Below are 23,278 nucleotides of genomic sequence, written 5' to 3'. Positions count from 1 at the left end.
CGCCGCTTGACCCGGACCTGAGCCGGAAACCCCAAGGGAGATCTTCCCATGTTCGATTTCACTCCACCATCCGAGCAGACCGGTCTTGCGCCATCGGATGCCTTCGACGAGCTTCGAGGTTTCGTCGAGGAGCATCGCGAAGGCCTCTTCGCGGCCGCGGAATTGCTGGGTGCCACACCCGGTCTGCGCCTCGCTCAAGCTGCGCTGGACGGCGTGGTCGCGCCGCAGTCGCCGACGCGCCGCACAATGCGGGCGCTCGCCGATCTGCTCGACCTGCTCATGCTCGAACACGTTCACGATCCGTCGCGGATCGAAGCTGCCAGGTTCGCCCGGATCGATCCAGCCAGCCCTGTCGTCGAAGAAATCTGCTTGCTTGCAGACGGTCTCGAAACGGCTCTGGCGTCTTACTGGCAGGCGACCCCCGCCAATGCCTCGCTCGCTGAGGGGAGGGCCGCATGATGGCGAGTCCCCTCAAGAACTGGCGGCTCCTCGTCGATCTCATCGCAGGCTCGGAGATGACCGACGACCTCGTCGCGCGGATAGCAACCATTACTCTGATGCAGGCCCATGTCGTGACGACACAGGTCCACGACGTCGTGATCCCGCATCTGCCGCCAGAACGGCGCGCCGTCGCCCGGGCCTTTGCCGGTCGGCTCGATCGCCGGGAGCTTTTCTCAGTGAGCATTCTGGACGAACTCGACGCCTTCAGGACAACGCTCCAGGACCGGATTGATGCGGGCACCTCCACATCCTGGTACGGCGATGTAGATCATGTACGCGGCGGCTATGAGGTGCTTCATACCGATCCGGCCGCGCGAAAGCTCGGCAAAGTGATCGAAGAGCTCGACCTCCTGTCCGACCTCGTTCTGGCGACCATTTCTGCTGCCGGCGCCATGCGGGAGACTGGATACCTCATCCACCGATAACGATCCGCGGTGCCCCACGGGGGTGCCGCGTCTTGAGGGTCCCAAGACCCGCGTCCATGGCCGGATCACCATGGACGGGCGTGTCGTGTCCCAACTCCTTGCTGCTGCCCGATAGACACGCCCTTGACGCAGAGCGGCTACCGTTCGTGGGGGGGGTGTACCCCAATAAGGAAAATCCACCGGTCCCCTGTCTCTGAACCGATCTCCCTCCCGAGGGCGGCAGGCCGCTCTCGACCGACCAACCAACCCGATCGGTGGAGGGGAAAATGAAGCGCATATTCAAGAAGAGCTGTCGGGCCGAAAGCTTCGATCGCCTTCCTTGCCTGTCGCGCATCATCGCCTCCCGGGGAGAGTGCTGATGTCCCAGAGCTACGGCTATGCGCCGCGCCTGATGCAGGCACGTGAAGCTGCAAGATACCTCGGCGTGTCCGAGAGCAAGTTTCGCAGCCTTGACCTGCAATCGAAAAGGTCCGGCGGAAACCGCCTCTGGGACCTCCGCGATCTCGACGATTACGCCGATCGCCTCGAATACGATGGAGAAAAGACATGCGAGAGCGAAATCGAAGAAGCGGCGGTGGCATTCCGGATGGCACCAGAACAGGCAGCGGCATGAAACTGAAAGGCCTGAAGCGCTACGAAAGCAGCGGCATCAAGTACGTCTACCACCGCGCCACGGGAATCCAGTTGCCAGCCCATCTTCCCGAGGACCACCCAGACTTCCTGGCCGCCTACCTCGCGGCCTGCAATCAAGGTGTAGCCAAGCCGGCGAAGGTCGTAGAGCTGGTAAAGCCAAATTCTGTTGCCGATATCGTTGCCCGGTACCTGCGCTCGCACGACTTCCGGGGCCTTTCCGAGTCCTATCAGGATGTCCGACGCCGTGACATGAAGCGACTTCTGGCGGTGAATGACGGCGCCGTCGGCAGGGTCGCTTTCGCAAGCGTGCGCCCCGAACACATCCGACACCAGATGGATAGCATGGAGCGAAACCCCGCCAACGAACGTCTGAAGTCTTGGAGCGCTCTCGGAGACTTCGCTCTCGGACGGCGTCTGATCATCACGAAGCCCACCGAAGGGGTGAAGAAGCTCAAAGTAGATGCCACGCCGGGCTACCTCCCGTGGACTTTCTCGGACATCTCCAAGTACCGCTCTCGTTGGGAGTATGGCACCGAAGAACGCATGGCCTTCGAGCTGCAATACTGGGCCGGCTGCCGGATCTCGGACTCCGTCGGTCTTGGCCCCGAGAACGTCGATGATGATGGTTGGCTTGTCTTCATTCAGAAGAAAACCGGGAGTGAAGTCTCGGTGCCATTCGACAGAGGCTTGCCGAAGTTCGCGGTAGCCGAAGATCTCGAGCATCTTCGCCTCGCCATCGCGGCCATGGGAGAACGCAGCGGAACCTTCATGTTGACGGTGCATGGCAAAGCTCGCTCCCGCAAGGGCGCCTCGCAGTGGTTCTCGGAAAGGGCTCAAATGGCCAACGTCCCCGCGGGAAAAACGTCTCACGGGCTACGGAAGAGCCGGATGATCCTTCATGCCGAGCGTGGCGCGAACATTCATCAGATCGCTGCGTGGAGCGGACATGAGACGCTGAAGGAAATCGAGCGCTACACGAAGCGCGCCGAAAGGCGGCGGCTTCTCAGCCCTGAACCCTCCGCGCTTGAGACCGGCAGGTTTTTGAAAGAATGAGCGTCCAAGCATCCGAAAAGGGCCGCACTTGGTGCGGCCCTTTTGCTTTCTGCCGCGTGTCACCTCGGCGACACCTCAATGAAATTTCACAGGTGCATAAGGAGAGAAGCGACTGGGAAGCATCCTTCGGGACGCCGTAAATTGTCTAAGGCCCAATCTGCCTTAGACAAAACCGACCAAGAAGCCAGTGATATCAGTGCTTTGCGGAAGGTAGTGGCGCGCTGGGGAGGATTCGAACCCCCGACCCCCTGATTCGTAGTCAGGTACTCTATCCAACTGAGCTACCAGCGCGTTGCGGCGGGGATACTTGCCCCGATCAGGGTTTGCAAGCGGGAAGTCGGGTCATTCTGCAGCCTCTTCGAAGCGCAGGACCGCCTTGGGCAGGACGATGCGGAACGTGGTGCCGGTGTCGTCCGTGCGCGCAAGATCGAGCGTGCCGCCATGGCCCTTAACGAGGTCCGCCGCGATGGAGAGGCCAAGGCCGAAGCCGCCCTTGCGGGTGCCGCCGGAGAAGGGCGAGAAGAGATGCTCCTGCGCCTTGGGCGGAAGGCCCGGCCCGGTATCCTGCACGATCAGGGTCCAGCCGTCGTCGCTTTCAGTGGCCGAGACGCCGATCTCGCCGAACTCCCCGGTCGCGACGATGGCCTGCCGGGCGTTGCGCACGAGGTTGGCAAGGACACGGTAGAGCTGCTCGCTGTCCGCGCGGAGGGTCATGCCGCTGGGCACGTTCACCGAAAAGCTCACATCCTCGTTTTCCGCCGCGAGCCGCTCGCTCTCGATCACGTCGTCGACCAGCGGGGCGAGCGCGAAGCGGGAGAGGCGCGGTGGCGGCTCCTCGGCCTTGCCGAAGGCCAGCGTGCTCTCGCAGAGCGAAATCGCGCGGCTGATGGAGCTGACGAGCTTGGGCGCGGCGCGGGCAACGGCGGGATCCGCGCTGTCCTCCATGCGGTCGGCGAAAAGCTGGGCCGTGGTGAGGATGTTGCGCAGATCGTGGCTGATCTTCGCCACGGCGCCGCCGAGCTGGGCCAGTCGCTGCTTCTGGCGGAGCGCCCCCGTGAGCTGCGTCTGCATCGTCTGGAGCGCCATCTCCGCCTCTCTCAGCTCCAGGACCTTCGCCTCGGGCGTGATGATCCGGCGGGCATCCTCGGGGGCCGAGGCGTAGGACTGCATCGCATCGACCACACGCTTGATCGGCGCGACGATGACCCCCCTGGCCGCGAAGAAGAGAAGCGCGGCCGTGAGGACGGAGATCACGGCGGACAGCAACAGGATGCGCAGGCCGTAGTCGATCATCTCCGCGCGCAGGCGGCTCGTCTCCAGCGTGACCTCGATCAGCAGCCCCGCTTCCCGTACCGGGTTGCCGATGACGCGGACCACCTGCTCGTCGCGTTCGAGCAGGCGGGTGATCGCGTCCCGGATCAACTCAGCGGCGCCCGGGTCGCGCAGATCGTACGTCGCCACGATGGGCTGCGGGATCGGGCTGTCGAGGATCAGCTGCCGCATCTCGTCCCGCCGCAGGACCACGTTCAGAACGCCGGCATTCTGCAGGAGCTCCGCCTCGAGGTCCTGGCTGAGCATGTCGTCCGAGGCGAGAAGTGCGAGGGAGGCGATCTGCGCCCGCTCGAGGCGCGACAGCAGGTAATCCTCGCGGAAGCGCGCGATCGACGGCACGAAGATCAGCACCTCCGCCAGCATGACGAAGGCGAGGGTGAGGATCAGGAACCGTCCGGAGAGCGAGCGAAAGAACGTCACTGTGGGCTGCGCCTCATGGCAGGATGCGTTGGACGGCGCGAACGACGCGCTTCACGTTCGGGTTATCAAAGAGCCGTGGCGAGAAATAGGCGCCCGCGGCGCGCTTGTTCAGTTCCGACAGCGTGGGATAGGGCGCCACCATGCCGGAGATCTGCGACATCTTCAGCTTCGCGGAGATCGCGAGCGACCAGAGCGCGATCAGGTCTCCGGCGCTCTCCCCCACGATGGAGGCGCCGACGGGACGCCCCCCCACCACCATCACCTTGACCCGGCCCTCGGTGCGGCGCTCCGCCTCGGCCCGGTCGTTCTCCGAATAGGTGCTGGTGACGACTTCGACGGCATCGCCATGCGCCTCCCGCGCCTCTTTCTCGGTCAGGCCGCACTGGGCGAGTTCGGGCGAGGTATAGGTTGCCCAGGGCATATGGGACGTCTTCGCCTTCACCGGCAGGCCGAACAGCAGCCTCCGGATGAGCGTCGAGCCGTGATATCCGGCGAGGTGGGTGAACTGCATGCCGCCGGCCGCATCGCCCACGGCATAGACGCGGCGATTGGTGGTCTGCAGCGTGTCGTCCACCTTCAGCCCCTTCTTGTCCCGTTCGATCCCGGCAGCTTCAAGTCCGAGATCGTCCAGCGCCGGCGCGCGCCCGGCCGCCACGAGAAGGTGCGAGCCGCTATACGTCCCCGCCCCGGTGCGCACGGTGACGCCGCCTTCGGTCCACTCGACCTTGTCCGCGTGATGCCCGGTGACGAAGCTCACGCCCTCCCCCTTCATCGTCTCGAGGACGAGCTCGGCATTCTCCGGATCGTCTTTCGCCAGCGGCGTTCCGCCCTCGATGACTGTCACGCGGGCGCCGAGGCGGCGGAAGGCCTGCGCCATCTCGCAGCCGATGTTGCCGCCGCCGATGATGAGCAGGTGCTCCGGCAGCTCCTTCAGGTCGAACAGCGTCTCGTTGGTGAGGTAAGGTCCGTCCGTCAGCCCCTCGACCGGCGGCACGGCGGGACGGGAGCCGGTGGCCAGAACGATCCGGCGGGCGCGGATGCGCGTATCCCCCGCCTCGACCTCGCGCTCCGAGACGAAGCGGGCATGGGCACGGATGACGGTGCAGCCCATCCCCTCGAACCGCTCCTGGCTGTCCACCGGGGCGATGGCGGCGATGACGCCGTGGATGTGATCGTGGACGGCGGCGAAATCGACCTCTGGCTCCACCGGCGCGATCCCGTAGATGCCGCCACTGCGCATCGCGTGGGCATGCCTAGCCGTCGCGATCAGCGCCTTCGAGGGGACGCAGCCGAAGTTCAGGCAATCCCCGCCCATCTCGTTTGCCTCGATCAGGACGACCTTCGCCCCCATCTGGGCCGCGCCGGACGCGACCGTCAGACCCCCGGAGCCGGCACCGATCACGCAGATATCGGCTTCCATCGTTCTCATGTCAGACCCCTTTCGTCCCGCGGACGCTCTTTAGAATGATAGGCAGAAGGGCAAGCGCGCACAGCCCGATGATCGGAAGGAGGATCTGCGGCTCGAACAGGATCGACAGATCCGGCCGCCCGCCCCGCTCGAACACCGCGCCGAGGCCATTGCCGACGGAGGTGAAGACGAGAGCGCCCGGCATGATGCCGAGGAACGTCGTTACCACGAAGGGCAGGAGCCGCACGCCGACCAGCGCCGGCACGATGTTGGCCACGAAGAACGGGACCGCCGGGACGAGCCGGATCAGGAAGAGGACCTCCCACATGTTCCGGTCGATCCCCTGCTTCAGCCGCCGCACGAGGCCCTCCGACGCGTCCATCCGTGCGGCCAGCTGGGCGCCAAGGCCCCATTTCGCCGCCGTGAAGATCGCCGTGGCGCCCAGTGTCGCGCCGACGACGTTGAGGAACACGCCGGGAAAGACGCCGAAGAGAAAGCCCCCCGTCAGCGTCGCGATGGTCGCGCCCGGCAGGGAAAAGGCGACGATGAGCGCGTAGGCGAAGACGAAGCCCGCTGCCGCCGAGAGGTAGTTCCGGTCCCGGAACGCGATGAGATCGTCACGATTCGCAGCCAGCGCCTCGAAGGTCAGCTGGTCGCGCAGAAGAACCGCGCCGGTGATCGCGACCGCCGCGATGAGGACCAGCGCCCCGTATCTGAGAAGTCGCCCCCGCCCCGTCTCGTCCTCCTTGTCCACCACAGCCTGTCCTTCGATTTTGCACCGTAACGCGCCAGACACTATTGTGCAGGCGAGTGAAACCGGCACCAGACCGGGTAACGCGCGCTTGACCCTGCAGGGTCCGCTAAGACGCCGGCGTTTTCGCCCGCGAGATGCGTTGACAGGGCGCGCCCGACCCTCTAGGGACCGGGCTTCGAATATCCGGGGCTCGCGCCGCGGCGCCGGTGGGCGCCCGCCCGAGCGCGCCCACCGACGGACAATGACGGAGACGAGCCCATGAGCAAACGTACGTTCCAGCCCTCGAACCTTGTCCGCAAGCGGCGGCACGGGTTCCGTGCCCGCATGGCCACCAAGGCCGGCCGGAAGATCCTGAACGCGCGTCGCGCGCGGGGTCGGAAATCCCTGAGCGCGTAAGATCCGGCGGGGCGCCGATGGCGACCCTGACGAAGCGTGCCGATTTCATAGCCGCATCGCGGGCACGTCGCTCCGGCACGCCCGCCTTCATGTTGCAGGCCCGGCAGAGACGCGCGGGCGAGGCCGATCCGGATCTGATCCGCGTCGGCTTCACCTGTTCCAAGAAGGTCGGCAATGCCGTCGCCCGCAATCGCGCGAAGCGGCGCCTGCGAGAGATCGCGCGCCTCGTTCTGCCCTGCGAGGGGCAACCCGGCTGGGATTACGTTCTCGTCGGCCGGAAGGATGCGACCGCGGGCCGGCCGTGGGACCTCCTCCTCGGCGATCTTTCCGCCGCATTGACGCATATTCACGGGACCGCGCGGGCGCAGCAGAGTGCCGAGCCGGCTCTATGAGCCCCCTCGCCCGCCTACTGTCCCTTCCGGTCCATGCCTACCGATTGATCCTGTCTCCCTGGGTCGGACGGAACTGCCGCTTCCAGCCGACCTGCTCCGCCTATTCACTGGAGGCGCTGTCCCGCCACGGGGCGGTCAGGGGAGGCTGGCTCACGATGCGCCGCATCGGGCGCTGTCATCCGTTCGGCGGATCGGGCTACGATCCCGTACCGGACCCACCCCGCGACTCGAGGCCGCCTCATGCTCGATGACTCCACCGAGATCCATCCGCTCTTCGAGGGCGCCCCGCAGAGCACCGAATTCCGCAAGCTGCGCAAGCGCATCGTCCGCGAGACGCGTGAGGCGATCGAGAAGTACGGCATGATCGAACGTGGCGCGCGCTGGCTCGTCTGCCTCTCGGGCGGCAAGGACAGCTATACCCTGCTCGCCGCGCTGACCGAGCTGCAATGGCGCGGCCTCCTGCCGGTCGAGATCCTCGCCTGCAACCTCGATCAGGGTCAGCCGGGCTTTCCCGCCACCGTCCTGCCGGAGTTCCTCGAGCGTATGAGGGTGCCTCACCGGATCGAGTACCAGGACACCTACTCCATCGTGATGGACAAGATCCCCGCCGGCCGCACCTTCTGCGCCCTGTGCTCGCGCCTGCGCCGGGGCAATCTCTACCGCATCGCGCGTGAGGAAGGCTGCTCCGCCGTCGTTCTCGGCCATCACCGGGACGACATCCTCGAGACGTTCTTCATGAACCTCTTCCACGGCGGGCGTCTCGCGACCATGCCTCCGAAACTGGTGAACGAGGAGGGTGATCTCTTCGTCTACCGCCCCCTCGCCCACGTTGCCGAAGCCGATTGCGAGCGCTTCGCCACGGCGATGAACTACCCCATCATTCCCTGCGATCTCTGCGGCTCGCAGGACGGCCTTCAGCGCCAGCAGGTGAAGCAGATTCTCGACGGCTGGGAGAAAAACGCGCCTGGCCGCCGACAGGTGATGTTCCGCGCATTGATGAACGCGCGCCCATCGCACCTCCTGGACCCGGGCCTCTTCGATTTCGCGGCCCTGATGCGTCCGAATGCCCCGGCCGCGACGGCCGGCGAGGCGCCTTCCGAAGGTGCGGACGCTCCGTGAGGACAATTTTAGTCAAAGAGCACAAGCGGCATTAAGCTTGCGGTGAGACCCCGGCACTAGGGTCCTGCGAACGCCCGGCACATCCGCCGAGCCAGCAGGAGCGACCGCCGCCGTGACCATCGCACATGCCCTGAACGCGCTTGAACGCCACGGCCGCCGGTTTCTCCGTCGGCCCGATCTCGCTGCTCTCCTGCCGGCGGCGCTCCTGCTCGCCTACTGGCTCGGCGGGGAGCCCGGCCTCGTTTTCTGCGCCGTCCTTCTTCCCCTCGTCCTGATCGGCCTGTCGCGTACCGGAAGGCCGCCGGAAGACCGCGACGCCCTGACCGGTCTTCTGAGCCGGACGGCACTGGAAGAGCGTGCGGACGCCATGCTCGCCACGCCGAACCCGGACTGTGCTGTCCTGGCCGTTCAGATCGACGGCTTCGATGAACTCGTGCGCGACCTCGGCGCGGGAGGGTCCGAGCAGGTCCTGATCCAGATTGCGGAGCGCCTGACAGGCGCCGTCCGCTCCGGCGATGCGGTCGCCCGCCTGGACGGCGATCGCTTCGCCGTCCTCGCCCATGGGCTGGGGCAATCGGGGCTCGATGGCATCCTGGCCTTCGGCGAGCGCTTGCAGGCCACCGCCCTGAATCCGCTGCCGATCCACGCCGGGACCATCTATGTCAGCCTCTCCGCCGGGTTCTGCCCCGGCCACAGGAGTCCCGGACCCGGCGGCGGCGCGCTGGTGAACGCCGCCCTTCTCGCGCTGCGGCAGGCCCGGCAATCGGGTCGAGGCTGCCTGCGCGCCTATTCGACCGCGATCCAGCAGGCGTCGCTCATGCGCGCGGACCTCGCGGCACAGATCGACGAGGCCTTCGAGACGGGCGCCATCCGCGCGTTCTTCCAGCCGCAGACCTCCACCGACACCGGAGAGATCACCGGCTTCGAGAGCCTCGTGCGCTGGGTCCACCCCGATCGTGGGGTCCTGTCGCCGTCGGTCTTTCTCGATGTCGTCCTCGCCGCCGGCATGACCGAGCGCCTGACGCAGGAAATGCTGACCCAGTCCCTCGAGGCCCTCTGCATGTGGCAGCGCGCGGATCTGGGCATCCCGCAGGTCGCCCTCAACCTCTCCATGCATGAATTGCGCAACCCGCACCTCGTCGACCGGATCCGTTGGGAGCTCGACCGATTCGACCTCGCCCCAAATCGACTCGCCATCGAGGTTCTCGAAACGGTCGTCTGCGCGTCCGACGAAGACGTGATCGTCCGTAACGTCACCGCGCTTGCGGAACTCGGCTGCACGATCGATCTCGACGATTTCGGCACCGGAAACGCCAGCATTTCCGCCATCCGCCGCTTCGGCGTCTGCCGGCTCAAGATCGACCGCAGCATCGTGAGCCGCGCCGACAGCGACACCCAGCAGCGCAAGATGGTGTCCGCAATCGTTTCTCTTGCCGAGCAGCTCGACCTCGAAACGCTCGCCGAAGGAGTGGAGACACCGCAGGAGCACGCGACCGTGGCCCAGCTCGGCTGCCGATACGTGCAGGGGTTCGGCCTCGCCCGCCCGATGCCGGTGGAGGACACCCTTCCGTGGATCTTCCGCTACCGCGGGCGGCTCTCGCGGCCGCCGTTGATCGGGCGAACGGGCTGAGAGGGGCGTCCGGGCCGATCGCGTCGGCGACCGAGTAGGTTCGATGCGGCGCCGCGACACGGGGCACGCTTTGCCCCTTGGCCCTTGACCTTTGCGGCCATGGCGGATTGAACCGGCGCGAAGCTCCTCCCCCCCGCCTCCGCAACCGCCGGATCAGGACGTCGATGGACGATCAGAACAAGAATCTCATCCTAGCCACAGCGCTCAGCTTCCTCGTGATCCTGGGCTGGTTCCTGCTGTTCCCACCCGAGCAGCAAGCGCCTCAACCCTCGGATCCCGCGGCAACGCCCGGCGTTCAGGTCACCGAAGGGGAAACCGGCGCGCTGTCGCCGCCCGCCCTCGATGGCCAGCCTCCCCAGACGTCTGCGGGCGCGACCACGGGGCCTGCGACGGACGTTCCCGAGGCGGCCCGCGTGCCGATCGAGACGCCGAAGCTCTCCGGCTCGCTCTCTCTCGCCGGTGGCCGGATCGACGATCTGCTGCTCAGCACCTACGACGACACCCTCGATCCGGACAGCGGCAACGTGCGCCTGCTTTCCCCGGCCGGTGAGCCGGGCGCGTATTACGCGCTGCACGGCTGGGCCCCCGGCGCCGGCCTCGATGCCGTCGCCGTTCCCGGCACCGACACGGTCTGGGACCTCGAGGAGGGTGAAACGCTGACGCCGGAAAGCCCGGTCACCCTGCGCTGGGACAGCCCCTCGGGCCTGATCTTCCGCCGGCAGATCGCGGTCGACGCGGACTACATGTTCACCGTGACCCAGAGCGTCGAGAACCCCACGGAGACCGACGTCCGCGCCGCGCCCTACGGGTTCGTCGCGCGTCACGGTCTTCCGGATCTCGCCAACTTCTTCATCCTCCACGAAGGCGTCGTCGCCATGGCGAACGGCGAGCTCATCGAGGAGGACTACGACAGCCTTGCCGATCTCGACGTGGACGCCCGCATCGGCGCCCGCGCCGTCACCGAGGAAGACGTCACCGGCGGCTGGATCGGCTTTACCGACAAGTACTGGATGACATCCCTCATCCCCTCCCAGGCGGACACGGTCAATCTCGTGTCGCTCTACCAGGAAGGGCCGGACATCTATCAGACGCAGACCGTCTATCCCACGCGGGACATCCCGGCCGGCGCCACCGTCACGCAGGAGAGCCGTCTCTTCGCCGGTGCCAAGGAATGGGAGACGATCCGCGAATACGAGAAAGAAGGCGGCGTCACCAAGTTCATCGACAGCATCGACTGGGGCTGGTTCTTCTTCCTGACCAAGCCGATCTTCGCCGTGCTGCACTGGCTGAACGGCATCATCGGGAACATGGGCGTCGCGATCATCCTGCTGACGCTCTGCATCAAGGCGCTGCTCTTCCCGCTGGCGTACAAGTCCTACGTCTCCATGGCGCGGATGAAGGAACTCCAGCCGGAGATGGAGAAGCTCAAGGAGCGGGCCGGAGACGACAAGGCGAAGCTCCAGCAGGAGATGATGACGCTCTACCGGGAGAAGAAGGTGAACCCCGCCGCGGGCTGCCTGCCGCTCCTGCTGCAGATCCCGATCTTCTTCTCGCTCTACAAGGTCATCTTCGTGACGATCGAGCTTCGGCACGCTCCGTTCTTCGGGCCGTTCCGGGACCTCTCCGCGCCCGATCCGACGTCGCTGTTCAACCTGTTCGGCCTCTTTCCGTGGGCCGCACCAGAGCCCTCGTCCATCCTTGCCATGATCTTCATCGGCATCCTGCCGATCTTGCTCGGCATCTCCATGTGGCTGCAGCAAAAGCTGAACCCGGCCCCGGCCGATGCCACTCAGGCGATGATCTTCGCATGGATGCCGTGGGTCTTCATGTTCATGCTGGGCGGCTTCGCCAGCGGCCTCGTGGTCTACTGGATCGCCAACAACACGATCACCTTCACCCAGCAATACCTCATCATGCGCAGCCACGGATCGAAGCCGGACGTCTTCGGCAACATCCGCTCAGGCTTCAAGCGCAAGAAGTCCGAGGCCAAGTGAGCACGCTTCCCTTCCCCGTCGTCGCCGAGCCGGAGCCGGCGGCGGCCGAGGCGGGGCGGCTGCTCTTCGCCGGTCAGTCGGAGTTCCTCAAGGGCGTCGTCGCGATGTCCGGCCTGCCCCCGGCGGACCGGCCGGAGATCTGCTTCGCCGGGCGCTCCAACGTGGGAAAATCGTCCCTGATCAATGCGCTGACCGGCACGAAGGCGCTTGCGCGCACATCGAACACACCGGGCCGGACGCAGGAAATCAACTATTTCATGGTTGGTGGGGAGCGCCTCTTCCTGGTCGACCTTCCGGGCTACGGCTTCGCGAAGGCTCCTGTCGCCGTCGTCCAGCAATGGCAGGCGCTTCTCAAGCAGTACCTGCAGGGTCGCCAGACCCTCAAGCGCGCCTTCGTGCTGATCGACCATCGCCATGGCATCAAGGCCGTGGACGCCGAGATCCTGTCCCTACTCGACAAGGCGGCGGTACCGTTCCAGACGGTCCTGACGAAGGCGGACAAGGTGAAGGCCGCGGATCGCGAGCAGATCCTCGTACAGGTCCGCGCCGCGCTCCAGAAGCACCCGGCCGCCTATCCCGAAATCGTCGTGACCTCCTCCGAGACGGGCCAGGGCATGGAGACGCTCCGGTCCATCGCCCACGGCCTTTCCGAGGAGTGAAGCGCGGCCGCGCCCTTTCCACCGGGCTCGCGGGGCAGTAACACGGGGCGCAGTGCCTATTCGGAAGCCAGGGATGAAACGACGTGACATGACCCGCGACTCGATCGCCACCGCCCGCACGCTGTCAGAGGCCCTGCCCTATCTGCAGCGCTATTCGGGTGCCACCGTCGTCATCAAGTTCGGCGGCCACGCGATGGGGGACGACGACGAGATGCGGATGTTCGCCCGCGACGTGGTCCTGATGAGCCAGGTCGGCGTGCGTCCGGTGATCGTCCATGGCGGCGGGCCGATGATCAATGACCTGCTGAAGCGGCTGGCCATCGAATCGGAGTTCGTCGGCGGCAAGCGCGTGACGGACGAGGCCACCGTCGAGGTGGTCGAGATGGTCCTCTCGGGCCGCGTCAACAAGCGCATCGCACAGGCGATCAACGACGAAGGCGGCCGTGCGGTCGGGCTATCCGGCAAGGACGCCAAGCTGATCGTCTGCGAACCGGCAGACGAGGCGCTGGGACTGGTCGGCAATCCGACGCAGGTCTCGCCCGACGTCCTCCACACCCTGCACAATGCCGGGATCATCCCCGTCGTCGCGCCCATCGGGGCGGGGCCGAACGGCGAGACCTACAACATCAACGGGGATACCGCCGCCGGCGCCGTCGCCGCCGCACTGAAGGCGGACCGGCTGCTTCTGCTGACCGACGTGGCGGGCGTCAAGGATCTGGACGGAAACGTCGTGACGCGCCTGACGCCGGACGAGGTCGAGCGGATGACCAAGGACGGCGTGATCGCCGGGGGAATGATCCCGAAGACGGAGACAGCGCTGGCCGCGATCCGCGGCGGCGTGCGCGCCGTGGTGATCCTCGACGGCCGCGCGCCCAATGCCTGCCTTCTGGAGCTGTTCACCGACCACGGCGCAGGCTCGCTCATTCGCGAAGACCACCTCGTCCCGGTCCATCCGGGCCAGCCATGAAGACGGTCATCCTGATCCGGCATTCGAAGGCGGAACCCGGCGCAGCCGGGCAGGACGACGCGACCCGGTCTCTGACGATGCGGGGCCGGGCCGCGGCCGACGCGCTCGGCGGCTGGCTCCGCGAGACGGGCTGGGTGCCCGACCTGATCCTCTGCTCCCCGGCATCCCGGACGCGCGAGACGCTGTCGGAGATGGCCTTCGAAAGCGATCTCGAGGTCCGCAAGGAGATCTACGAGGCGAAGACGGACGACCTCATGCAGATCCTCCAAGACGCAGAGGGCGAGACCATCCTTCTCGTCGGGCATAACCCGGCCATCGGCGATCTGGCGCATGTCCTCGTCAGCTCGGCGCCGGATCATCCCCGCTGGGAGACCTACCCCACTTCGGCCGCGTCGGTGATCCGTTTCCACGAGGACGTGGAGCCGGGGGCGGGCGAACTCGTCGAATTCGTGACGCCGCAGGACCTCGTCTGAGCCCGCGGGCTAGACCCTGAAATGCGAAAAGGGGGCCTAGGCCCCCCTCCCCCGACGTCGGACGATTGCCGGTCTCAGTGACCGAGAATCTGACTGAGGAACAGTTTCGTGCGATCCGAGCGCGGGTTGTTGAAGAACTCCTCGGGCTCGTTCTGCTCCACGATCTGGCCCTGGTCCATGAAGATGACCCGGTTCGCGACCTGCCGGGCGAAGCCCATCTCGTGGGTGACGCAGAGCATGGTCATGCCCTCTTCCGCGAGCGAGATCATGGTGTCGAGCACCTCCTTGATCATCTCGGGATCGAGGGCGGAGGTCGGCTCGTCGAACAGCATGATCCGCGGACGCATGCAGAGCGATCGCGCGATGGCGACGCGCTGCTGCTGACCGCCCGACAGCTGACCGGGATACTTGTTGGCCTGATCGGGGATCTTCACCTTCTCGAGGAAGTGCATCGCCGTCGCTTCCGCTTCCTTCTTCGGCACCTTGCGAACCCAGATCGGCGCGAGAGTGCAGTTCTCGAGAATCGTCAGATGCGGAAACAGGTTGAAGTGCTGGAAGCACATCCCGACCTCGGACCGGATCTTGTCGATATTCTTCAGATCCGAGGAGAGCTCCGTTCCGTCGACGACGATGCGGCCCTTCTGATGCTCCTCGAGCGCGTTGATACAGCGGATCAGGGTGGACTTTCCGGACCCGGAAGGCCCGCAGATCACGATCCGTTCGCCGCGATGAACTGTCAGGTCGATATCGCGCAGGACGTGGAACTGGCCGAACCACTTGTTCATGTCCGAGATCTCGATGGCGATCTCGTCGGAAACCTCCATCGCGGATCGCCGGGGCGTGGCGGGAGCGGGAGCATGGGCGGCGGTGTCTGTGGCGGTCATGGCCGGGGCCTCCTTAGCGGTGATCTGTCCGGAGCTTTTGCTCCAGATACATCGAGTAGCGGGACATGGCAAAGCAGCAGATGAAGAACAGCGCGCCGATGAAGATGAAGAGCTCCCAGTAGATCCCGTTCCAGTCCGTGGTGGCACGGATGGCGTTGGAGAGCCCGATCGGATCCAGAAGGCCGATGAAGACGACGAGCGTCGTATCCTTGAAGAGCCCGATGAAGGTGTTGACGATACCGGGGATGGATATCTTCAGGGCCTGCGGCAGGATGATCAGGCGCATCGCCTTCCAGTAATCGAGCCCGAGCGAATCCGCGGCCTCGTACTGCCCCCTCGGAAGCGCGGCGAGGCCGCCCCGGATCACTTCGGCCATGTAGGCCGAGGCGAAGAACGTCACCATGATCACGACCCGGAGCGTGAGGTCGAACGTCGTGCCCGGGGGCAGGAAGTAGTTCAGCAGAAGCGACGCCGTGAAGAGCCACACGATGAGGGGGACGCCCCGCATCAGCTCGATGAAGGCAACCGAGACGGCATGGATGAAGATCAGGTGCGATTGCCGGCCAAGCGCCAGCAGGATGCCGAGCGGCAGGGACAGGGCGATGCCCGAAACGCCGATGATGAAGGACAGCATGAAGCCCCCCATCGCACGGCTCGGCACGGCTTCCAGCCCGATGGGAAGCGCGCTGGACAGGGCGCCGGACAGGGGCGGCAGGACGAACACCCAGAACAGGATCGGCACGGCGATGGCCGCGACCACGCCAAGAAGCGGGGCGACGGCCTTCGCCCCGATCCGGTAGGCTGGCACTCCGAGCGCGAAGCCCGCGAGGACGAGCAGGTAGGGCCAGATCGTCCCGCCCCAGAGCAGCCAGACCATCGCGACGGGATAAATCGCCGAGAACCAGAGCAATTGCCGCGGCACGCGGGTGAAGAGGACGGGCGCGACGGCGACGCCGAAGAGGACAAGCGCCGTGATCGGCCGCCAGTAGAGCTCCGACGGATAGAACCCCAGCAGAAGCTGCTGCCAACGGTCAGTGATGACGGAGAAGCAGGCTGACGGGGCGCCCGCGCCCCAGGTTGCATCCCTGATCTCGCGGCAGGCGGTCAGCGACCCTGCGAACCAGATGGAGTTCCAGAACCACGGGACGATGTGCATGAGCACCCACGCGACGAAGGCGAGGCCGATGATCGTCAGGATCGCGTTGAACCAGGAGGAGAAGAGGTTCTCCCGCATCCACTTCACGGCGCCGCGTTCGGTCGCGGGCGGCTCGCCCTGCGGGACCATGCTCTCGCGGACATAGGGAACGGTTTGCGCGTGCAGGTCGCTCATCTCACCGCTCCTTCAGCTTGATGGTCGAATTGTAGAAGTTCATGCTCGCCGAGATGACGAGCGACAGGACGAGGTAGAAGAGCCCGAGGAGGAGCATCCCCTCCAGCTCCCGTCCCGTCTGGTTGATCGTGATCCCCCCGAGCGTGGAGCGCACGTCCATGTAGCCGACGGCGATGGCGAGCGAGCTGTTCTTCGTCAGGTTCAGGAATTGCGAGATCAGCGGCGGAATGATGACGCGCAGCGCCTGCGGCAGGATGACGAGGTTCATCGTGCGGCTGGGGCGCAGGCCGAGGGCGAAGGCCGCCTCCGTCTGCCCCTTGGAGACGGAGAGGATGCCGCCGCGCACGATCTCCGCGATGAACGCGCCGGTATAGAGCGAGAGCGCGAGCCAGAGGGCGATGAGCGAGTTTCGCATCATGATCCCGCCCTGGAAGTTGAAGCCGCCAAGTTCGGGATAGTCGAGGGAGAGCGGCATTCCGAGGAGGAAGAACGCGATGATGGCAGGGGCGAAGAACAGCGCGAGCGAGACGCGGAAGACCGGCAGGATGCGTCCCGTCGTCTGCTGCTGACGCTTGGCGTACCCGCGATAGACGATGATAGCGGCGATGCTCACCACGACGATGGCCACGAGGGCCCAGACAGCCCAACCGGCCCCGTCGAGGGGCGTGGGACGCGGGATGTAGACGCCGCGATTAGTGACCGCGATGGAGCCGAAGAGGAGCGACGCGTCTCCATTCTCTCCGAAATCCCGCGGCGAGGGCGTGCTTTCGTTGAGGATCGCGAAGAAGGCGATGATCCACAGAAGGACCGGCACATTCCGGAACATCTCGACGTAGACCGTCATGATCTTCGCGACGAGCCAGTTGTTCGAGAGCCTCAGGACGCCGGCGATGGTGCCGACGACGAGCGCAAGCGTACAGCCGAGCGCCGCGACGAGCATCGTGTTCAGGATGCCGACCAGCGCCGCGCGGCCGTGGCTCGACGCGGAACTGTAGGGGATCAGGGACTGGTTGATGTCGTACCCGGCGCGCTGGCCGAGAAAGCCAAAGTCGAAGTCCTTGCCGAGGGCGGCGAGGTTGATGACGGTGTTCCGACCAAGCCAGAACAGGGCGATGGCAAGAAGCATGAACGCGAATATCTGGATCGTGAGCGATCGGTAGCGCGTGTCGTAGATGAGCTGGCTGAGCTGGAACTTGTCCCTCGCCGGCTGGTCGGGAATCGCGGACATACGGGAGCCCTCTTCATTCGGTCGGCCTAGTCGGCACGCGAATGGCATCAGCCGTCGCGGCCGGTGTCAGCTTGTCCTGGGGGTCTTGATACAAAGAAGGGCGCGGCGATGGCCGCGCCCTTCCCCTGTCGGGATATTACCGGAACGGCGGGGCGTAGAGCAGGCCGCCATCGGTCCACTGGGCGTTCAGCCCGCGCGCGAGGCCGACCGGGGTCGTCTCGCCGATGTTGCGCTCGAAGATCTCGCCGTAATTGCCGCCGGCGAGGATCGCCTGGACGGCCCAGTCGGCGTCGAGGCCGATCATCGCGCCGAGGTCGCCCTCGGTGCCGAGCAGACGGTTCACTTCGGGGTTGTCACCCGCAGAGGAGGCCATGTCCTGCACGTTGGCGGAGGTCACGCCGTACTCTTCGGCAGCGATCAGCGCATTCAGCGTCCAGCGGACGATGTCGCCCCATTCGTTGTCACCGTGGCGGACGAGCGGGCCGAGCGGCTCCTTGGAGATGATCTCCGGCAGGATCACGTGGGCACTGGGATCCTCGAAGGTCGCGCGGGTTGCCGCGAGGCCGGAGGCATCCGTGGTGTACACGTCGCAGGCGCCGGCAAGGTACTGCTGCTGAGCCTCGGCGTTGGTCTCGATCGGGACCGGCTCGTACTCCATGTTGTTGGAGCGGAAGTAGTCCGCAAGGTTCAGCTCGGTGGTGGTGCCGGTCTGGATGCAGACCGTGGCGCCGTCGAGTTCCTTGGCGGAGGACACACCCAGATCCTTGGGAATGATGAAGCCCTGGCCATCGTAATAGTTCACGCCGGTGAACTCGAACTTCAGGTCGTTGTCGCGGCTGAAGGTCCAGGTGGTGTTGCGGGCCAGAACGTCGATTTCGCCGGAGGAGAGCGCGGTGAAGCGGGTCTGTCCGGTCGTGGGCACGAACTCGACCGCCTGCGGATCGCCGAGAACGGCGCCGGCCACGGCGCGGCAGACCGCGACGTCGAAGCCTTCCCATTCACCGTTGGAGTTGGGGGACGAGAAGCCGGTAAGCCCGGTGGACACACCGCAGTTCAGCGTGCCGCGGTCCTGGACCTCCTGCAGCGTCTCGGACTGCGCCGATGCAATACCGGCAGTCAGGCCGCTGGCCGCAAGAACGCCGAGAAATACGGATGTCTTCATGTTTACCTCTTCCTGATGGACAGGCCCCACTTGGCGGGGACCGAATTTATAGGAGCCCGTCAGACGGACCCGAACTTGGCGGGTGAAAGCGGCTGCCTCCTCCCGGCGCACCAACTTTGGGCGGAATCCCAAAAAAAGGTCAAGGGTGCTGTACCCCGGTTGGGTGACAGCGGTCGGCGTTCCGGTGGGTCAATGCAGGTGACGCCCGGGAATTGGGCAATTGCTCAGGCCCCAGGCTCAATGCCGCCGCGCCACGCGCAAGCGCACCCCGAGGCGGCTTCAGGCGCCGGGGCGCGAGAGGCGGTAGAATTCGGCGGCACGGAGAAATTCGCCGCGCTTGAGGGCGGCGGTCTCGGCGGCTTCCTCGTCCCGTCCCCATTGGCTTTCCTGCCAATCCTCGTCGACGCGGCTGCGGCGCCAGAGTTCCTCGTCCGGCAACAAACCCTCGATCACGGCGAGGCCGATCACGAGGGAGCCGGACAGGGAAACGAGTTCGGACAGCGCGGTCAGGGAAAAGTCGTCCTGCTGCTCTAGAATCGCGGAGAGACGGGAAAGTGACGCTGCGTCCTGATCCACGGGCACGACACCGCAGGTCGGGACCAGCGCGACGCCGAAACTCGCTTCGGCCCAGTTCAGAAGCGGATCCCAGGCCTCGTCCTGCAGCGCGCGCAAGGGATCGTCCTCCTCCGCGCGATAGCACAGAAGGTCCGTCGCACCGTAGCTCGCCAGCCCCTCGATGAGGCCGTCACGGTTCGAAGCGACCTTGTCGAGCGCTGCATTGGCGGCGCGGGTGACGGGCATGGTGCCCGGATCGATCACGTCGGCCTGCACGTCCCACTCCGCCGCGACGGCGCGGGCAAGCGCCTCCGACGGCAGCACCAGAAGCTGTTTCGCAGGCGTCCGGATCGGCCGCCCGTCCAGTTCGACCCGGAAGCCCGCCGTTTCAGCCTCGACGGAAGACGTCGTCCAGAATCGTTTCGCCCGCCACTCGCTCATCGGCGCCCCCATATCTCATCCAGCCGGCGCATCAGGCCAGCCGCATCGTCCACAATCGCGTCCGGCTCGGCGGACGCGAGACGCTCTGGGGCGTGGTACCCCCAGCTCACCGCGATCGTGCGGAAACCCGCGGCGCGGCCCATCTCGATATCGTAGCTCGTATCGCCGATCATCACCGCATGCGCCGCGTCACAGCCCGTCTCCGCAAGGGCGGCGAGCAGCATCCCCGGCGCGGGCTTGGACGGATGATCGTCCGCGGTCTGGACGGTCTGGAACAGCCCCTCCATGCGATGCGCCTCGACAATCCTGTCGACGCCCCTGCGGGATTTGCCGGTGGCAAGCCCCAGAAGGACGTCGTCCTCCCCGGCGAGCCGGTCCACGATCTCCCGCGTGCCGGGATAGAACGGAGCGAGCGCGTGGCTCCCATCGCCCGCGAACTGCGCGCGGAAACTCCGCTTGTAGGCCTCGACCATCGCATCCCGGTTGCTCTCCGCAATGCCCGGCACGAGCACCTCGATCGCCTGCGGCAGCGAGAGGCCGACGATGCCGAGGATGGCGGCCGCCTCCGGCACGGGACGTCCGGCAGACTGGAACGCCTCCGTCATCGCCATCAGGATATGCGCCTGGGAATCGACCAGGGTGCCGTCCATGTCGAAGACGACGAGTTTGAGAGGCGCGCTCATTCGTCCTCCCGGAACGGATCGTCAGGCACGTCGCCCGCGCGCCATTCGAGGGTATCCCAGGTCCGGGCCATGTGCTCCGGCAGGGGGGCCACGAAATTCATGCGCGCACCGGTCTCGGGATGGGTCAGCGACAGGGAGCGGGCATGGAGGTGCAACTTGCGGGACAGATCGCCCCCCATGCTGGCGCCCCAACCATCGCCGAGGTTTTCCTGCCCCGAACCGCCGTATTTTCCGTCGCCCATGATCGGATGGCCAAGCTCGGCCATGTGCGCGCGAAGCTGGTGCGTGCGGCCGGTGACGGGGACGAGCGCGGCCCAGCTTACGCGGCCGCCGAGGGCCGACAGGACCGCGTAGTCCGTTGTGGCGCGCTTGGCGTCGGGTGTGGTGTCGATCTCGCCCGGATGAACGCAGATCATCCGCTCCCCCTCGCCGCCGGCGCCATGGCCGGCCGCCTTCATCAGGCCGAACCGGATCGTGCCCATCCGGGGCACGGGAACGCCCGCGACGGCGGCCCAGTAGATCTTTCGCGTGGTGCGGTGGCGGAACGCCTCCCCGAGGCCCTTCGCCGCAAGCCGGGTCCGGGCGAGAACGAGAATGCCGGAGGTATCCTTGTCCAGCCGGTGAACGAGGCGCGGCTTCTCGTCGAGGTCGAAACACAGGGCTTCGGCAAGGCCGTCGACATGGCGTCCGCCCTGCCCGCTCCCGCCCTGGCTCGGCAGGCCGGCGGGCTTGTTCAGGACGATCATCGTATCGTCCCGGAACAGCACCGCGCGGCGCATCATGTCCGCATCCTCGTCCGTGACCTTCGGCTTCGGCGCGCTCTTCACCTCGCCGGGCTCCGGCAAGGGCGGCACGCGGACGGACTGGCCCTCCTCGAGGCGCGCGCCGCTCTTCACCCGGCCACCATCGACGCGCAGCTCACCCTTGCGGCACATCTTCTCGATGCGCGATTGCGCAAGATGGGGGAAACGGCGCTTGAGCCAGCGGTCGAGCCGCTGATCCCCTTCGCCCGCGCCCACGGTGATCGTCTGCACGCCGCTCATGTCAGAGCTCCTCGCATCAATGCCGCTCCGAGGACGAGCCCCAGCAGGGACAGGCCCAGTGAAATGCCCACGTAGAGCGCCGCCTGCGCCGTCGCGCCCCGCTCCCAGAGCGTCACCGCCTCGAGGCTGAAGGAGCTGAAGGTGGTGAACCCGCCGAGAAGGCCGGTCATCAGAAGCGGCGCCAGGTGGGTCAGCCCCCTCTCCGCCGACAGCGTGACGAACGCCCCCATGAGGGCCGATCCGACGACGTTGCACAGAAGCACCGCGACGGGAAAGCCGGACGGACCGAGCGGCAGGGCGCGCGCCACGGCCACGCCCACGCCGAAGCGCAGGGACGCGCCGATCGCGCCGCCGAGGGCCACTTGTCCGAAGGTCCAGATCATGGCGCGTGCATTTCGCCCCGGCCCGGCGGTGTCAACCGCTCTCCCCCTGCCGCTTGGCCCGGAGCTTGCCGAAATAGTCCATCCGCTTGGCTAGATCGCGCTCGAAGCCGCGATCCACCGGGTCGTAGAAGCCCGGTCTCTCCATCCCGTCGGGAAAGTAGTTCTGACCGCTGAAGGCGTCCTCGGCATCGTGGTCGTAGGCATAGCCCTGACCGTAGCCCTGATCGCGCATCATCTTCGTCGGCGCGTTGCGGATGATCTTGGGGGGCGGCTCGGACCCGCTCTCGCCCGCCAGCCGCATCGCGGCCTTGAACGCGGCGTACCCGGCATTCGATTTGGGCGCGAGCGCGAGATAGACGATGGCCTGGCCAAGCGCGAGTTCCCCCTCGGGGGAGCCGAGCCGCTCGTAGGTTTCCCACGCGCCGAGGCAGAAGGCCTGCGCCTGGGGATCCGCGAGGCCGATATCCTCGACCGCCATCCGCGTGATCCGGCGGGCGAGGTAACGCGGGTCCTCTCCCCCCTTCAGCATCCGGGCCAGCCAGTAGAGGGCCGCGTCCGGGTCTGAGCCGCGAACGGATTTGTGCAGGGCGGAAATCAGGTTGTAATGGTACTCGCCCGACTTGTCGTATTGCGCCGCGCGCCGCGTGAGGCGGGCGGAGAGCTTCGTGGCATCCAGCGGCGCGTCCACACGCCAGCCCGCCACCTGCTCGATCATGTTCAGAAGCGCCCGCCCGTCCCCGTCCGACATCGCCAGAAGCTGCGCCCGGGCCTCGTCCGTCAGGGGAAGCGGGTGGCCGATCTCCTCCTCCGCCCGGAGCGCGAGCCGCTCGAGCGCGTCGTCGTCCAGGCGCTCGAGGACGAGGACCTGAGCACGGGACATGACGGCGGCGTTCAGCTCGAAGCTCGGATTTTCCGTGGTGGCGCCGACGAGGACGATCGTGCCGTCCTCCATGTGGGGCAGGAAACTGTCCTGCTGCGCCTTGTTGAAGCGGTGGATCTCGTCGACGAAGAGCAGCGTTCCGCGCCCGTTCGTGCGCCGGGCCTTGGCCGCGTCGAACACCTTCCTGAGTTCCGGCACGCCCGAGAAGATCGCGCTGATCTGCACGAACGACAGGTCCGTCTCGTCGGCCAGGAGCCGGGCGATGGTCGTCTTGCCCACGCCGGGCGGCCCCCAGAGGATGAGAGAGCCGAGCTGTCCGCTGGCGAGCATGGTGCCGAGCGGCCCGTCCGGGCCGAGAAGATGATCCTGCCCGATCACTTCCGACAGATGCGCGGGCCGCAGTCGGTCGGCCAGCGGGCGCGGTGCGCCCCTGCCGTCTCGCGCCGTCTCTTGGCCGGTCTCTGTCCCGCCGGGGCCATGGCTGAATAGATCGCTCATGGCCCTGATCTATGCGTCAAAGCGCAGCGACGGAA

General features: G+C 66.3%; 25 protein-coding genes and 1 tRNA gene. 13 read left to right on the top strand and 13 right to left on the bottom strand.

The window, feature by feature from the left end; genetic code table 11:
- Window positions 1–48: 48 nt before the first annotated feature.
- From RM543_RS06370 to RM543_RS06355, 4 genes are all read left to right on the top strand, one after another.
- On the top strand, window positions 49–459 hold the full coding sequence (locus RM543_RS06370) for a hypothetical protein (protein WP_311690059.1): 411 nt from the start codon (window positions 49–51) through the stop codon (window positions 457–459).
- On the top strand, window positions 456–926 hold the full coding sequence (locus tag RM543_RS06365; RefSeq protein ID WP_311690058.1) for a hypothetical protein: 471 nt from the start codon (window positions 456–458) through the stop codon (window positions 924–926). Before RM543_RS06370 ends, RM543_RS06365 begins: the two co-directional genes overlap by 4 nt.
- A gap of 358 nt (window positions 927–1,284) precedes the next feature.
- The gene (locus RM543_RS06360) at window positions 1,285–1,539 is read left to right on the top strand and encodes a DNA-binding protein (RefSeq protein ID WP_311690057.1); all 255 of its coding nucleotides are present in this window, start codon (window positions 1,285–1,287) and stop codon (window positions 1,537–1,539) included.
- Window positions 1,536–2,612 (top strand): site-specific integrase, encoded by a 1,077-nt coding sequence (locus RM543_RS06355; RefSeq protein ID WP_311690056.1) that lies wholly within the window; start codon window positions 1,536–1,538, stop codon window positions 2,610–2,612. The genes RM543_RS06360 and RM543_RS06355 overlap by 4 nt, the downstream gene beginning before the upstream one ends.
- 214 nt (window positions 2,613–2,826) lie before the next feature.
- Here RM543_RS06355 and RM543_RS06350 read toward each other — a convergent pair.
- From RM543_RS06350 to RM543_RS06335, 4 genes are all read right to left on the bottom strand, one after another.
- Window positions 2,827–2,903: transfer RNA gene (locus RM543_RS06350), tRNA-Arg, on the bottom strand.
- A gap of 51 nt (window positions 2,904–2,954) precedes the next feature.
- Window positions 2,955–4,307: a sensor histidine kinase gene (locus RM543_RS06345; RefSeq protein ID WP_311691320.1), complete on the bottom strand. Its 1,353-nt coding sequence runs from the start codon at window positions 4,305–4,307 to the stop codon at window positions 2,955–2,957.
- A gap of 70 nt (window positions 4,308–4,377) precedes the next feature.
- Complete coding sequence (locus tag RM543_RS06340; protein ID WP_311690055.1) at window positions 4,378–5,793, bottom strand: dihydrolipoyl dehydrogenase family protein; 1,416 nt, start codon at window positions 5,791–5,793, stop codon at window positions 4,378–4,380.
- Between the two features lies 1 nt (window position 5,794).
- Window positions 5,795–6,526 (bottom strand): TVP38/TMEM64 family protein, encoded by a 732-nt coding sequence (locus RM543_RS06335; protein WP_311690054.1) that lies wholly within the window; start codon window positions 6,524–6,526, stop codon window positions 5,795–5,797.
- A gap of 258 nt (window positions 6,527–6,784) precedes the next feature.
- On the opposite strand from RM543_RS06335, the gene rpmH reads away from it, so the two are divergent.
- The 9 genes from rpmH to RM543_RS06290 all read left to right on the top strand — a co-directional run bounded on the left by rpmH (window position 6,785) and on the right by RM543_RS06290 (window position 14,156).
- Window positions 6,785–6,922, top strand: coding sequence for a 50S ribosomal protein L34 (gene rpmH, locus RM543_RS06330; RefSeq protein WP_025311815.1), 138 nt, complete (start codon window positions 6,785–6,787; stop codon window positions 6,920–6,922).
- Window positions 6,923–6,939: 17 nt separating this feature from the next.
- The gene (gene rnpA, locus RM543_RS06325; protein ID WP_311690053.1) at window positions 6,940–7,314 is read left to right on the top strand and encodes a ribonuclease P protein component; all 375 of its coding nucleotides are present in this window, start codon (window positions 6,940–6,942) and stop codon (window positions 7,312–7,314) included.
- On the top strand, window positions 7,311–7,565 hold the full coding sequence (yidD, locus tag RM543_RS06320) for a membrane protein insertion efficiency factor YidD (RefSeq protein WP_311690052.1): 255 nt from the start codon (window positions 7,311–7,313) through the stop codon (window positions 7,563–7,565). The genes rnpA and yidD overlap by 4 nt, the downstream gene beginning before the upstream one ends.
- Window positions 7,555–8,433: a tRNA 2-thiocytidine(32) synthetase TtcA gene (ttcA, locus tag RM543_RS06315; RefSeq protein WP_311690051.1), complete on the top strand. Its 879-nt coding sequence runs from the start codon at window positions 7,555–7,557 to the stop codon at window positions 8,431–8,433. The genes yidD and ttcA overlap by 11 nt, the downstream gene beginning before the upstream one ends.
- A gap of 112 nt (window positions 8,434–8,545) precedes the next feature.
- Entirely contained in the window at window positions 8,546–10,063 is a 1,518-nt protein-coding gene (locus RM543_RS06310) for a putative bifunctional diguanylate cyclase/phosphodiesterase (RefSeq protein WP_311690050.1), read from the top strand.
- 164 nt (window positions 10,064–10,227) lie between these two features.
- A complete protein-coding gene (yidC, locus tag RM543_RS06305) occupies window positions 10,228–12,057 on the top strand; it encodes a membrane protein insertase YidC (RefSeq protein ID WP_311690049.1) in 1,830 nt (609 codons plus the stop codon).
- Window positions 12,054–12,716: a ribosome biogenesis GTP-binding protein YihA/YsxC gene (gene yihA, locus RM543_RS06300; RefSeq protein ID WP_311690048.1), complete on the top strand. Its 663-nt coding sequence runs from the start codon at window positions 12,054–12,056 to the stop codon at window positions 12,714–12,716. Before yidC ends, yihA begins: the two co-directional genes overlap by 4 nt.
- 73 nt (window positions 12,717–12,789) lie before the next feature.
- Window positions 12,790–13,683, top strand: coding sequence for an acetylglutamate kinase (gene argB, locus RM543_RS06295; protein WP_311690047.1), 894 nt, complete (start codon window positions 12,790–12,792; stop codon window positions 13,681–13,683).
- Window positions 13,680–14,156 carry a SixA phosphatase family protein gene (locus RM543_RS06290; RefSeq protein WP_311690046.1) on the top strand — a complete coding sequence of 159 codons (477 nt, stop codon included), beginning with the start codon at window positions 13,680–13,682 and terminating at the stop codon, window positions 14,154–14,156. Before argB ends, RM543_RS06290 begins: the two co-directional genes overlap by 4 nt.
- A gap of 74 nt (window positions 14,157–14,230) precedes the next feature.
- Here the strand turns inward: RM543_RS06290 and RM543_RS06285 are convergent, their stop codons facing one another.
- The 9 genes from RM543_RS06285 to RM543_RS06245 all read right to left on the bottom strand — a co-directional run bounded on the left by RM543_RS06285 (window position 14,231) and on the right by RM543_RS06245 (window position 23,243).
- Window positions 14,231–15,040 (bottom strand): amino acid ABC transporter ATP-binding protein, encoded by an 810-nt coding sequence (locus tag RM543_RS06285; protein WP_311690045.1) that lies wholly within the window; start codon window positions 15,038–15,040, stop codon window positions 14,231–14,233.
- Between the two features lie 13 nt (window positions 15,041–15,053).
- On the bottom strand, window positions 15,054–16,370 hold the full coding sequence (locus tag RM543_RS06280) for an amino acid ABC transporter permease (RefSeq protein WP_311690044.1): 1,317 nt from the start codon (window positions 16,368–16,370) through the stop codon (window positions 15,054–15,056).
- Window position 16,371: 1 nt separating this feature from the next.
- On the bottom strand, window positions 16,372–17,598 hold the full coding sequence (locus tag RM543_RS06275; RefSeq protein WP_311690043.1) for an amino acid ABC transporter permease: 1,227 nt from the start codon (window positions 17,596–17,598) through the stop codon (window positions 16,372–16,374).
- A gap of 136 nt (window positions 17,599–17,734) precedes the next feature.
- The gene (locus RM543_RS06270; protein WP_311690042.1) at window positions 17,735–18,760 is read right to left on the bottom strand and encodes an amino acid ABC transporter substrate-binding protein; all 1,026 of its coding nucleotides are present in this window, start codon (window positions 18,758–18,760) and stop codon (window positions 17,735–17,737) included.
- A gap of 279 nt (window positions 18,761–19,039) precedes the next feature.
- Window positions 19,040–19,756 carry an ATP12 family chaperone protein gene (locus tag RM543_RS06265; RefSeq protein ID WP_311690041.1) on the bottom strand — a complete coding sequence of 239 codons (717 nt, stop codon included), beginning with the start codon at window positions 19,754–19,756 and terminating at the stop codon, window positions 19,040–19,042.
- Window positions 19,753–20,439 (bottom strand): HAD-IA family hydrolase, encoded by a 687-nt coding sequence (locus RM543_RS06260; protein WP_311690040.1) that lies wholly within the window; start codon window positions 20,437–20,439, stop codon window positions 19,753–19,755. The genes RM543_RS06265 and RM543_RS06260 overlap by 4 nt, the downstream gene beginning before the upstream one ends.
- Complete coding sequence (locus tag RM543_RS06255) at window positions 20,436–21,482, bottom strand: RluA family pseudouridine synthase (RefSeq protein ID WP_311690039.1); 1,047 nt, start codon at window positions 21,480–21,482, stop codon at window positions 20,436–20,438. Before RM543_RS06255 ends, RM543_RS06260 begins: the two co-directional genes overlap by 4 nt.
- Window positions 21,479–21,865, bottom strand: coding sequence for a fluoride efflux transporter FluC (locus RM543_RS06250; protein WP_311690038.1), 387 nt, complete (start codon window positions 21,863–21,865; stop codon window positions 21,479–21,481). The genes RM543_RS06255 and RM543_RS06250 overlap by 4 nt, the downstream gene beginning before the upstream one ends.
- Before the next feature lie 31 nt (window positions 21,866–21,896).
- Complete coding sequence (locus tag RM543_RS06245; RefSeq protein ID WP_311690037.1) at window positions 21,897–23,243, bottom strand: replication-associated recombination protein A; 1,347 nt, start codon at window positions 23,241–23,243, stop codon at window positions 21,897–21,899.
- Window positions 23,244–23,278: the final 35 nt, after the last annotated feature.

The sequence above is a fragment of the Tropicimonas omnivorans genome, assembly GCF_031846565.1.
Lineage (GTDB): Bacteria > Pseudomonadota > Alphaproteobacteria > Rhodobacterales > Rhodobacteraceae > Tropicimonas_B > Tropicimonas_B omnivorans.
This window is presented reverse-complemented; position numbering and strand designations above follow the sequence as displayed.